The sequence below is a fragment of the Thalassospira tepidiphila MCCC 1A03514 genome, assembly GCF_001662875.1.
GTDB classification, from domain to species: Bacteria; Pseudomonadota; Alphaproteobacteria; order Rhodospirillales; family Thalassospiraceae; genus Thalassospira; species Thalassospira tepidiphila.
Map to the genome: position 1 here is coordinate 634,328 of NZ_JPVZ01000001.1, position 12,570 is coordinate 646,897.

11 protein-coding genes and 1 tRNA gene are annotated in these 12,570 nt (G+C 55.6%); 4 read left to right on the forward strand and 8 right to left on the reverse strand.

From position 1 onward, the window contains the following. The first annotated feature begins 8 nt into the window (after window positions 1–8). The 4 genes from TH4_RS02865 to TH4_RS02880 all read left to right on the forward strand — a co-directional run bounded on the left by TH4_RS02865 (window position 9) and on the right by TH4_RS02880 (window position 4,198). Window positions 9–1,196: a M20 aminoacylase family protein gene (locus TH4_RS02865; RefSeq protein ID WP_064780023.1), complete on the forward strand. Its 1,188-nt coding sequence runs from the start codon at window positions 9–11 to the stop codon at window positions 1,194–1,196. Window positions 1,197–1,378: 182 nt separating this feature from the next. Further along, the gene (locus TH4_RS02870) at window positions 1,379–3,094 is read left to right on the forward strand and encodes a tetratricopeptide repeat protein (RefSeq protein ID WP_064779831.1); all 1,716 of its coding nucleotides are present in this window, start codon (window positions 1,379–1,381) and stop codon (window positions 3,092–3,094) included. Window positions 3,095–3,115: 21 nt separating this feature from the next. Beyond that, a complete protein-coding gene (locus TH4_RS02875; protein WP_064779832.1) occupies window positions 3,116–4,045 on the forward strand; it encodes a 4-(cytidine 5'-diphospho)-2-C-methyl-D-erythritol kinase in 930 nt (309 codons plus the stop codon). 78 nt (window positions 4,046–4,123) lie between these two features. Then, window positions 4,124–4,198, forward strand: a tRNA-Gln gene (locus TH4_RS02880). A 94-nt stretch (window positions 4,199–4,292) separates the two neighbouring features. Here the strand turns inward: TH4_RS02880 and TH4_RS02885 are convergent. The 8 genes from TH4_RS02885 to TH4_RS02920 all read right to left on the reverse strand — a co-directional run bounded on the left by TH4_RS02885 (window position 4,293) and on the right by TH4_RS02920 (window position 12,565). Further along, entirely contained in the window at window positions 4,293–5,264 is a 972-nt protein-coding gene (locus TH4_RS02885; protein ID WP_157097698.1) for a sensor domain-containing diguanylate cyclase, read from the reverse strand. A 177-nt stretch (window positions 5,265–5,441) separates the two neighbouring features. Further along, a complete protein-coding gene (locus tag TH4_RS02890; RefSeq protein ID WP_064779834.1) occupies window positions 5,442–6,362 on the reverse strand; it encodes an ROK family protein in 921 nt (306 codons plus the stop codon). A gap of 120 nt (window positions 6,363–6,482) precedes the next feature. After that, a complete protein-coding gene (locus TH4_RS02895; protein ID WP_008889206.1) occupies window positions 6,483–7,742 on the reverse strand; it encodes a M16 family metallopeptidase in 1,260 nt (419 codons plus the stop codon). 47 nt (window positions 7,743–7,789) lie between these two features. Next, window positions 7,790–9,187, reverse strand: a complete 1,398-nt coding sequence (gene thrC, locus TH4_RS02900) for a threonine synthase (protein WP_064779835.1) — start codon at window positions 9,185–9,187, stop codon at window positions 7,790–7,792. 186 nt (window positions 9,188–9,373) lie between these two features. Beyond that, window positions 9,374–9,793 carry a cyclic nucleotide-binding domain-containing protein gene (locus TH4_RS02905; RefSeq protein WP_063088567.1) on the reverse strand — a complete coding sequence of 140 codons (420 nt, stop codon included), beginning with the start codon at window positions 9,791–9,793 and terminating at the stop codon, window positions 9,374–9,376. Between the two features lie 115 nt (window positions 9,794–9,908). After that, window positions 9,909–11,396, reverse strand: a complete 1,488-nt coding sequence (locus TH4_RS02910) for a carboxypeptidase M32 (RefSeq protein WP_064779836.1) — start codon at window positions 11,394–11,396, stop codon at window positions 9,909–9,911. A 71-nt stretch (window positions 11,397–11,467) separates the two neighbouring features. Continuing rightward, on the reverse strand, window positions 11,468–12,193 hold the full coding sequence (locus TH4_RS02915) for an SURF1 family protein (protein ID WP_064779837.1): 726 nt from the start codon (window positions 12,191–12,193) through the stop codon (window positions 11,468–11,470). Between the two features lie 6 nt (window positions 12,194–12,199). After that, window positions 12,200–12,565 (reverse strand): DUF983 domain-containing protein, encoded by a 366-nt coding sequence (locus TH4_RS02920; protein WP_064780024.1) that lies wholly within the window; start codon window positions 12,563–12,565, stop codon window positions 12,200–12,202. Window positions 12,566–12,570 lie beyond the last annotated feature (5 nt).

Consider the following 12,570-nt stretch of genomic DNA (forward strand, 5'->3'; position numbering starts at 1 on the left):
GTATGCAGATGACTGTCCCTTCTTGCTCCCTTCATCCTCGCGCCACCGAACTTGTCGATGAATTCATTAGTTGGCGTCACCATCTGCATGCTCACCCTGAAACCGCATTTGAAGAAAACCTGACCAGTGCCTTTGTCGCAGAAAAGCTGAAATCCTTTGGCTTGGAAGTCAAAACCGGCATCGCCAAGACGGGTGTTGTCGCAACCCTGCGTGGCAACAAAGGGGCGGGAAAGCGGATCGGGCTTCGCGCCGACATGGATGCACTTGATATCCATGAAACAACCAATCTGCCTTATGCGTCAAAACATCCGGGTAAAATGCATGCCTGTGGTCATGATGGCCATATGACCATGCTGCTTGGTGCCGCCAAAATCCTTGCTGAAAACCCGGATTTTGCCGGAACGGTTGATTTTATTTTCCAGCCTGCCGAAGAAAACGAAGGCGGCGGGCGCGAGATGGTCAAAGAGGGCCTGTTTGACAGCCATCCGGTCGATACGGTTTATGGCATGCATAACTGGCCGGGCCGCGATATCGGCACCATGGCCGTCAAGGCTGGCCCGATGATGGCAAGCTACGACGTGTTTGAAATCGTGATTGAGGGCAAAGGGTGCCACGCGGCCATGCCCCATCTCGGACATGATCCGATTACAACAGCAGGGCAGGTTCTGCTGGCACTGCAAACCATCGTTGCACGCGAAATCAATCCTTTGAAAAGCGCTGTGATTTCGCCCACGCAGATTTTCGGCGGTGACACCTGGAACGTAATCCCCAATACCGCAACCATTCGCGGCACTGTGCGCACATTTGATCCTGATATTCAGGATGTTATCGAAGCGCGTCTGGTCGACACAGCCAAACACACCGCACAGGCCTTGGGCTGCGATGCCCGCGTGAATTATCAACGCCGCTATCCGGCAACAATCAACAGCCCGGCAGAATCCGAAATCGCCCTTGCGGTGGCATCGAAGATCGTCGGCGCAGATCAGGTGGACACCAATCCGGAACCGTCCATGGCCAGCGAAGATTTCGCCTTCATGCTGAATGTCAAACCGGGTTGCTATATCTGGCTTGGTAATGGCCCGACGGATGGCGACCGGTTGCTTCATAACGCCGCATATGACTTCAATGATGACGCCATCACGCATGGTGTCAGCTATTGGATTGCACTGGTCAAAGAAGCCCTGTCGCGAGAATGAAGACATATTATCCTGCGCGCCACATTCCCGTGTCAGTGATCCCATTCAAAGATAGCGGTTTGTCGTTGTTGCAAATGCTTTGCCTTATAATTGCCGACTGAGTAGGCTAATCCCGAAATTCACTATGGCGATGCGCCAGATCTGGCATCGCCGAACCCGAATTGCGGACGCAGGAAAAGCCTTTGAAACGTAAATTGTTACATCTCCTCATCCCGATGACGGCTGTTGCGCTTTCAGCCTGTGGCACCATGCCACAGAACAGCGACGATGCCGTTTTCGAGTATCCGCAATCCAACGGGTTTTCGGGCAATTTCCTGGCTGGCAAGGCCGCCCAGATGGAAAGCCGGTCCGACTACGCTGCGCAATATCTATTGCGCGCCCATCAACTCGACCCCGATAACGCAGAATTGCGCCGCCGCGCCTTCCTAGCATTGATCAGCGACGGGCGCATCAGCGATGCCGTCGACATTGCCACCAGTTTGCAATCCGAAAATGATCAGGACCTGTTTGCGGCCCTGACCGTGATGGATGCCGCCATTCGCGAAGATCGTTATCAGGATGCGCTTGATATTGTCTCAAGCCTCCCGGAACGTGGCATCAATGCCCTGATTGCGCCGCTGGCAAAGGCCTGGCTTTACACCGGCCTTGATCAAAAAGACGCGGCAATGACGGCCCTTGATGGCATGCAGGGCAATGGCGCGCTTAACCCGCTTTCGGAATATCATCGCGGTCTGATCCTGGCGCATTTTGGTGATTTTGATGCCGCCGAACGCGCCCTTGCCAGTGCTTATGGCGATCCGGCCGACGCGCCGCTTCGCGCTGCCGAGGCCCTTGGCGCTGTTTATGAGCGCAAAGGTCAGGTGCAAAAGGCATCCCTTCTGTATGAAAGCTATATGGATCGGCATCCGCAATCGCTTGCCATGCCGTTCCATCTCGCACGGCTTGACCGCAAAGAGCCACCGATCGCCACCATGCTGACCCCGGCAGAGGGTCTGGCAGAAGCCTATCTTGATATTGCCACCCTGCTTAGTCAGGAAAACGCGGTTGATCCATCCTTGCTGATGGCGCGCTATTCGCTGTCGCTGCGTCCCGATGATGACATTACCCGACTTCTGGTTGGCGAAGTGATGGAAATTCAGAACCGTTTTGAAACGGCAATTGAGGTTTACAAAGGGATCCCGCGCTCATCCCCGCACAGTTGGAATGCGCGGCTTCGAACCGCCTCAAGCCTAGAGCAAATCGGCCGCGCGGATGAAGCGATTGATATCCTCAAAGACATGGTCAGCGAACGCCGTGATCGCCCGGATGCGCTGATCCAGCTTGGCGATATCCTGCGCATTCAGCAACAATATGGCCCGGCCGCAGACGCCTATGACAAGGCGATTGAACGGCTTGGTGGCCAGACCCAGGTTGGCTGGCGTTTGCTGTATCGTCGCGGCATTGCCCATGAACGTGCCGGTGACTGGGCCAAGGCCGAGGCAGATTTCCTTCAGGCGCTCGAAGTCGAACCGGAACAGCCCTATGTGCTCAACTATCTTGGTTATAGCTGGGTTGATATGGGCATGAATTTCGATCAGGCCGAAGACATGCTTAAACGCGCCGTCGAATTGCAGCCTGATGATGGCTATATCGTCGATAGTCTGGGGTGGGTTTACTACAAACTGGGCCGGTTCGAAGATGCGGTCGAACAGCTTGAAAAGGCGGTCGAACTGAAACCCGACGATCCGACCATCAATGATCATCTGGGGGATGCCTATTGGCAGATCGGGCGCTATCACGAGGCCCGCTTCCAGTGGCACCGTGCCCTGTCCTTCAATCCGACCGAAGAACTGCGCAGTACCGTCGAAGCCAAGATCAATGGTCAGGTACCAAGCGTGGCCCCGACCGTCGTAAACTGACGCATTTGGGAAGAAACGTTCATGTCTGCGACCTATCGCCAGCAGGCACCTGCCAAGGTTAACCTGTTTTTGCACGTCACCGGCAAACGCGATGACGGCTATCACCTGCTTGAAAGCCTCGTCTGCTTTACTGCATCCGGCGACGTGGTAAGTGGCGAGGTGCGCGACGATGGCACCATCACCCTTTCGATCACAGGCCCCATGGCCGCCAACCTTGCCCTTGAAGACACCAGTGACAACCTTGTGATGCGTGCTGCCCGGATGCTCCAGGCTGAAAGTGGCACGACACAGGGGGCCGACCTGATCCTTGATAAGCGATTACCGATTGCATCGGGGATTGGTGGCGGGTCGGCGGATGCGGCGGCGGCGATCCGGTTGTTGTGCGAGATGTGGAAACTTGACCTCGACGAAGACACCTTGTCGCGCATGGCGCTAACACTTGGGGCAGATGTCCCGGTTTGCCTGCATGGTAGAACCTGTCTGATGTCGGGGATCGGCGAAGAAATCACCGCACTGCCCGACCTGCCGTCCGTCCCGATGGTCCTGATCAATCCCGGCAAGGCGGTTTCAACACCCGAAATATTCAAGGCCCGCGCCGACGAGGGGTTTAGCCCGACCGGCGCATGGGATACCACGCAGACCTTTCAAAGCGGTGCGGCCCTTGCCGATGCATTGTCAGAATGCGGCAATGATCTGACCCTGCCGGCCACCGGTATCCTTCCGGAAATTTGTGATGTGCTAAATGCGCTCGCCCGCGAAGAGGGATGCTTGCTGGCCAGAATGTCGGGCAGCGGGGCGACTTGTTTCGGAATTTACGACACAAGTGATCAGGCAGAACGGGCGGCAAATGCCATTGCGGCACAGAACCCGGACTGGTGGATTTCGCCCACCCATATCCTTACTGAAAAGAGCCGCGAGCAGGCAGATATGGGCGCGGCCTTCCCCGACTGAGCGCGAGATAAAAAAACCTTCAAATAGAGGGTTGCACTCTTGTCATGAGGGCGCTATTTTCCGCGCCACGCACGCTGATGGGGCGTGGCCAAGTGGTAAGGCATCGGTTTTTGGTATCGTGTACCGTAGGTTCGAATCCTACCGCCCCAGCCAAGACAAACCGCTTTGAGGTTTGCCTCAAAGCGGTTTTCTTTTGCCCGCTTATGCGACATGGCCGCACACGAATGTGCGGCCACAAATTATCCGTTCAGGACTGCTTTGACTGGTGCATTGCGATGCTGGCGCGTGACACCAGTTTATCAAGCGTATCGCCCGCCTCCGCAATGCCAAGGCCGATGCTGAGTGTAAGCTTCGGGTGTGCGCTTCCGGCCTCGAAATCCTCGGCACCAACGCGCTCTGTAAGGCGCTGAAGATAGTTCAACGCACCCGCGGCTCCGGTTTCAGGCATCAGGATAATGAATTCCTTGTCGCTCCAGCGCGCGATGACATCGGTTTCGCGCTTCATGCCCGATGCCACCTTGGCAAACAGTTTCAACGCCGCATCACCGGCATCATAGCCAAACTTCTCATTCAGGTTCTTGAGATTGTCGAAATAGACCATCCCGATCACAACCGCATTGCCATAACGGTTTGAACGTTCAAGCTCCGTTCGCAAGATACCTTCCATGTAATGGCGATTGTAAAGCCCTGTCAGCGGATCGGTATTGGTCGAAAGCTCGATATCCTTGCGCGCCTGATCAAGTGCCTTGCGATCGTGGATATGGGCAACCGCCTGCCCGATTGAGTCGGCAAAAAGCTGCACCAGATCTATATCATGCTTGGTAAAGGCCTTCACCGGCACCGGGCTGCCAAATGCAAGGGTCCCGATGCATTCGCCCTCGACAACAATCGGTGCGCCAAGATAGGCGGCAAACCCGAATTTCTCGCCCGCCGGATGCGATCCCAGTTCACTTTCACTGACATCATGAAAGGCAAAGACTTTGCTGGCCGAAATAACCTGACTGCAGAATGTCTCATCAAGATCGAATTCCATGCCCGGGGTCAGGGCATTTTCAGGATGAAACACCTGTCGAATTTCATAGGTCTGTTCGCCAATCGCACTAAAAATGCCGACTGGCAGACCGAACTGCTCAATACCGAGCTTCAGGATCGCCTCAACACGCTGTTCAAACATTTTGGCCATTTCGCCCTGATGATCGGTCTCAAACTCGGTGGTCATGTGATTTCCCAATTTTTTGACTGGCACCGCCTTGCGCAAGAACGCCAGTCATAAAGCCTTGTTATCGTGCGACAATTAAGTCCGATAATCGCATGCGGCAAATTCTAAACCGTAAGCATACCAAGGCATAGGCCATTCTTCTGATTGGATAATATTTTTCTGATATGACCGGGTCGGTTATGCGGATTTCGGTCGGACTGTCATCTGGTGCAACAAGGCCGCCCCCCGCAAACCGCCATCGCGGGCATGGGCGCCGGGCACCACCAGCGGCGCGTCATAGCGCCCCAGGGCATGCTTTCGCGCCCGGGTGTCGATCTCTGCGATCAAGGCCGTCTCGGATGCCAATCCGCCGCCCACCGGGACGCAGTCCGGATCAACAACATTGACCATCAATGCCAGTTCACGGGCAACCAGATCACAATAGATGTCGATAACCCGTGCTGCCTTGTCATCCCCGGCCAGCCATGCAGTTGTGATGTCGTGGCTTGCAGGTGCCTGATCATGGAGTTGCGCGTAAATTCGTTCAAGCCCGCGCGCCCCGCCCCAGCTATCAAGGCATCCTGTCCGCCCGCAGCCGCAGGCAACCGCCGACAGGCCATGTTTGATGAGGCTACCGGCGACATCATTGCCATGCCCCCATTCACCTCGGATACCGCTGTTGCCGCCAACGAACTGACCATCGAACACAATGCCGCCACCAACCCCGGTGCCAAGGATAATGGCAAAGACGGTGCGTGCGTTTTGGGCGGCACCTGTTGTTGCCTCGGCCAAGGCAAAACAATCGGCGTCATTTTCGACCAGAACAGGACGGTCCAGAATGGCTGAAAGTTCGGCCGCCAACGGCCAATCCTTGATGGCCGGAATATTGGCGGAAATGACCGACCCGGTTTGTGGATCCATTCCACCGGCAAGGCTGATGCCAACCGGGCATTTGCCATATTGCTCATCGGCCTCATGCACAAAGCCCGCAAGGGTTTTGACAAAGGCATCGCGGTCATCACGCGGTGTCGATGCCTTGCGATGAAGCACCATCATCCCACCCGCATCAAAAACACCGAACTCGATATTCGAGCCCCCTATGTCAAAGGCATATTGCATGCTGCACTTTCCACGAACTGTCCTGCTATCGGGATACACCAGCCGAAGCACCGCCGCAAAAAGAAACGGCACCAGCCGGGTCAGGCAGGTGCCGTTAATGCGTTCAAAGCCCGCCTCATCCTAGCTACGCAGGCGTGCCGCCAGATCGTCGTAGGACGGCATCTGATCGACAGGGCCGAGGGCCGTCACGGTCGGTGTGCCATCCAGCAATGCCTTGCCGGAACGACGCACGCTTTCAAGGTCAACACCGTCGATCTTTTCAACGATTTCTTCCATGCTTTGCGGGCGGCCGAAAATCTGGATCTGACGGGCCAGTGTTTCACAGCGGCCGGAATTGCTTTCCATCGCCATCACCACAGATGCCTTAAGCTGGGCACGTGCACGCGCGACTTCTTCCTCGGTCAGATCCTCGGTCGCGCGGACCAGTTCATCACACATGACCGGCATCAATTCGCCAACGTCATTGGCACCGGTCCCGGCATAGATCGAGAACAAGCCACCATCGACATAATGCGACGAGAAGCTATAGACCGAATAAACCAGCCCGCGCTTTTCACGGATTTCCTGGAACAGGCGCGATGACATGCCACCGCCGAGCAGGGTGTTGAACACTTGCAGGTCATAGAAGCTGTCATCGGTGTAGGACACGGTCGGCAGACCAAAGATCACATGCACCTGTTCAAGCTTGCGGTTTTCGATCCGGCTGCCGCCTTCGTATTTAAGCGGCTCCATCTCGTGATCTTCATGGGCCGGAAGACTGTCAAACTTCTTGGCCACCATATCGACAACGCGATTATGTTCGACCTTGCCCGATGCCGAAAACACCATGCGTTTCGGGCTGTAGCGGCGCGACATGAAATCAAACAGATGGTCACGGCTGAGCGACGATACATTTTCCGGACTGCCGAGGATCGAACGCCCAAGTGCCTGATTTGGCAGGGCGGTTTCCTGAAAATAGTCGAAAATGATGTCGTCAGGCGTGTCATTGGCCTGACCGATTTCCTGCAAGATCACCTGACGTTCGCGTTCAAGTTCCTTCGCATCCAGTGTGGAATGCTGAAGAATGTCGGCAATCACATCAATCGCCAGTTCCTGATCTTCGTGCAGGACCTTGCAATAATAGGCCGTGTTCTCGCGCGAGGTATAGGCATTCATCTGCCCGCCAACTGCTTCGATTTCTTCGGAAATCTGAAGCGCGGAACGACGACGCGTGCCCTTGAACGCCATATGTTCAAGCATATGGGAAATGCCGTTAATGTCAGGCGTCTCGTTACGCGCCCCAACATCAACCCACGTGCCCAAGGCAACCGACTGCACATGATCAAGGCGGTCAGTCGCGACAATCATTCCATTGTCAAGCTGGGTGAGCTCGACTGTCATATAGCATTACTCCTGTTTCGCATTCTTATCCCAACCATGGCTGGTCTTCAGGCTGCACGCCGGTTCTTGCGGACATGCGCCATCAAGGCCGCCACATCGTTGGACATTGGTTCGACCTTTTCAGGTCGGTCATATAGATCAGAAAGACGCGGCGGCAAGTCCGGGTAGATGCCCGACGCCTGCTTGACCGCATCGGGGAATTTCGCCGGATGTGCGGTTGCCAGTGCCACCATCGGTACCGATTTGTCCCGATTGCACTGACGGCCTGACACGATGCCAATCACCGAATGCGGATCCACCAGTTCGCCGCTGGTTGCCAACACATCCTTGATCGCGGCTTTGGTTTCGTCGTCATCCAGCCGATACCCATCGAAATGTTCACGCGCCCGGCCAAACTGGCCCTGCGACATTTCCATAACACCGGTTTCACGGAACTTGGTCAGCATCTCGGCAATCGCAAGCCCATCACGGTCATAAAGATCAAACATCAGACGTTCAAAATTCGAGCTGACCTGAATATCCATCGACGGGCTGAGCGACGGCTCAACGCCTTCCATCTTCATGGTCCCGGTCTCAAAGAAACGGGCCAGAATGTCATTGCGGTTGGCACCGACAACGAACTGTTTGATCGGAAGACCCATCTGCATGGCGGCATAACCGGCATAAACGTTGCCGAAGTTACCCGACGGCACCGAGAAGGAAATTTCGCGTTCCGGCGATCCAAGCTGCACACCTGCCCAGAAGTAATAGGCGATCTGGCACATGATGCGCGCCCAGTTGATCGAATTCACCGCCGACAGGCCAACTTCATCGCGGAAGCCATGGTCGTTAAACAGCGCCTTGACCAGATCCTGGCAATCATCAAACGATCCTTCGACGGCAACGTTGTGCACGTTATCCGACAGGATGGTCGTCATTTGACGACGCTGAACTTCCGAAACGCGGCCTTTGGGATGCAGGATAAAGATGTCGATATTTTCACGATCCCGGCAGGCTTCAATCGCGGCCGACCCGGTATCACCCGACGTCGCACCAACAATCGTGATCCGCTCACCGCGTTTGGCCAGAACATGGTCAAACAGACGGCCAACCACCTGAAGCGCATAGTCCTTAAACGCCAGTGTCGGGCCATGGAACAGCTCCATCACCCAGTCATTCGGGCCAAGCTGCTTGAGCGGTGCGACCGCTTCGTGATCAAAGCCGCGATAGGTATCTTCGAGAATGGTCTTAAGGGCGTCGTCATCAACAGTGCCGGCAACAAACGGCTGGATGACTTTAAAGGCCACTTCGGCATAAGTCAGAGTTCGCAGAGCACGAATGTCATCCTTGGAAAAGGTCGGCCATGTTTCGGGAACATAAAGCCCCCCGTCACGGGCCAGACCGGCAAGAAGAACTTCATCGAACTGCAAAACGGGGGCGCTTCCCCGCGTGCTGACATAGCGCACTAGACCTGCTCCTGCATAAGGCGAATATAGGTTGCGTGCATTTGGGTACAAATCGCCCCCAAACAACACGCCAAAGCCTGATTTAGTGAGGGTTTGAGCAGATATAGTCAAGGGCCAATCCAGCAAGCCTGCCGTGCTTTACGCATTATCGCGCAAGCCACGGCCCCACCCCGCATTCAGCCCACCCTAACCGTCAAGCGGAATGCCATGTTCCTTGAGCTTCGACTCAGCCAATGCCGCCCGGCGCACAACCGTGCGGTAGTTGCCCAAAAGGATTCGCAACACGGCTTTGATAAACCGGTCCGACCCCGACATTTTCTTTTCAAACGTCTGGCGGCTGATCGCGATCAAAACGGTACGTTCTTTGGCCCGGGCAGAGGCCATGCGCGGCTGATTATCGACAAGTGCGAGTTCGCCAAAAAGACCACCGGCCTCGATCGAGCCGAGAATAACCTCTTTGCCTTCGCCCAGCGTCTTGAAGATTTCGACTTTGCCTTCCTGCACGACATAGGCAGCGTTTCCAGGCTTTCCTTCGCGGAAAATAACCTGATCGATGGCAAAGACCTGTCGGTCCATCACCTTCTTGTTGCCGTCGGTTATGCCCATGTGTTTGCAGAGCCCATGAAAGGTTTGGGAACTTCTTGTCCCGAGGATCGATGGCCGCGTGTATCACCGATCAATAAATCAATGCTAGCAGATTGCCGGGCCCATTCAATTGAATTTACTGGCCGTACCTATTCTCAAGATGGGTCCTGAAGGCATCCACGCCAAGGGGCTTTCCGGTCGCGGCCTCAAGGATGGCATCGGTGGATTTGCTTGAGGCCTGACTGTGAATGTTTGTGCGAAGCCAGCCCATCAACGGGGCGAAATCACCACGCGACAATGCGTTGGGTATTTCAGGGTTGGATTCCTTGGCCGCGGCAAAGATTTGCGCTGCGGCCATCGCCCCCAACGTATAGGTCGGGAAGTATCCCCATGCACCCGATGGCCAGTGGATATCCTGCATGCAGCCATTACGGTCATCTTCGGGGACAATGCCCAGAAGTTTTTGCATTAACTCGTTCCAGGCGCCGGGCAGATCAGCAAGCTTCATGTCGCCTTCGATCAGCGCGCGCTCCAACCGATAGCGCAAGATTACATGTGCGGGATAGGTCACCTCGTCGGCATCAACACGGATCAGGCCCGGCTCAACGCGGGTATAGAGGCGATGCAGGTTTGCTGCCCCCCACGCGGCGCTGTCACCGCCAAAGGCTTCCTTGAACACCGGTCCGGCATAGGTCAGAAACTCTTCTGACCGGCAGGCCTGCATTTCCACCAGAAGCGACTGGCTTTCATGCATGGTCATACCGCGCGCCTTGCCCACGGGCTGGTTTTGCCAATCGGCGGGCAATCCGCGCTCATACATGGCATGACCGGTTTCGTGCAGAACCCCCATGATGGCCGAGGTAAAATCATTCTCGTCATAGCGCGTGGTCAAACGCACATCTTCCGGAATGCCACCACAGAACGGATGATGGGAAATGTCCAACCGTCCGTGGTCAAAATCGAAACCAACCGCCTTCATCAGATCAAGGCCAATCCGGTTTTGGGTTTCAACCGCGAACGGACCGGTTGGTTTAACCGGCTTATCTTCGGATTTCTGGCGTTCGATCACATCGGCGGTAAAATCGGGCAGGAAGCTTTCCAGCTCGGCAAACAGGCTATCGATCCGATCAGAGCGCATCATTGGATCATACTGATCAAGCAACGCATCATATACCGAGGTGCCCAATGCCTCTGCCTTGGCTTTGCCAGCCTCGATCGACAGATCAAGTACTTCCTGCAAGTGCGGCAGGAGCCCCTTGAAATCGTTGTCGGCCCGTGCCTTGCGCCATGCCACTTCACAGCGGGTCTCCGCCCGTGACATCTTCTCAACCAGATCGACGGGCACCGCCGTGCCATGAACCCAGGCGCGCTTCATCTCTGCCAGATTGGCCTGCTGCCAATCGTCAAGCTGCTCGCTTTCCGCACTGCTGATTAGATCGCCCAGATCCGGTGCATTGATCAGCTCGTTTTCCAGAACACTCAATGTCGCAAGCTGTTCGGAACGGGCATCTGCACCGCCGTCCGGCATGATCACAGCCATATCCCAGTGCAACATCCCGCCAATACCGGACAGGACACTCATACGGTGAAAACGGGCTTCGAGCTTTCTATACGCTTCGGTCATGGGAACTCCTGCGCGGGCAGTCTGGCTGCTGTCCGCAAAATATCAGTCAACTGGTGGCGACAAGATCAGGCTTACGCGTCTTTTTCGTCATCGCTGGTTGGGCGACGGTGATAAAGGACAAACATCACGATCAGGGTAAGTGCCAGGCTATACCAGGTGATGGCATATTCCAGATGGTTGTTGGGCAACTCAACCTTGGCCTGCCCGCCAATCGGCAATCCGCCCGGGATCGGCGTATCGTCGAGTTCGAGATAATACTGGCTTGCAAGGTCGGCACCGGTATCTTCGGCCATGTGATTGACATCGACATAGAACCATTGATTTTTGATCGCATCGTTTTCCGGCTGCGCCCAATGCTTCTCGCTTGGCAGGCGCAACACACCCGATACACGTACCGGACCCTCGATGAGGCTGTCGGGGCGGGTTTCAGGTTCGCGGTAATCTTGCGGCACCCACCCACGATTGACCAGAATGATGCGGCCATCTTCCTGTTCAAGCGGGGTGATCAACTGAAAGCCGACATTGCCGCGCCGGGTGCGCGCCATCAGGTATTTTTCCTGGTCGTTCAGGTAACGACCTTCGGCGTAGGCCGCGCGAAATGCCATATCGGGGTCAAGGGTGGTATCGGTCGGCACGGCAATCGGTGGCATTTGGGCCTGCGCCTGGCGCATTTCAATCAGGTCTTTTTTCCAGAACAGTCTGTCAACCTGCCAGGAACCAAGCCCCAAAAGAATGATCAGAGACAGTCCGGCGGAAATTTTCATCGCCAGACTGGGACGCGTTTTAAGAAGTGGCATGAAGGGTCAGTCCTGTTCGGATGTCGATCGGTGGCGGTATTGCAGCGCCACCATGATGCCTTTAAGCGGCCTTAGCAAGACCAGCGTCAAACCAATGATCACCGGTCCCCACACAACCGCGTGCAGCCAGAGTGGAGGCATATAGGTCATTTCGACCCATAGCGCCATCGGCACCACCAGAAATCCGAGAATAAAGATGATGAAAACAGCCGGACCATCACCGGAATCATGGCCGCGCAAATCCAGCCCGCAAACCTCGCAGGTTTCACGCACTGTCAAGTAGCCCGAAAACAACTTTCCCCCACCGCAGCGGGGGCATTTGCATGCCAACCCGGTACGAATGGGGGAAAGGTTTGGATAATAATCATCCATGATCT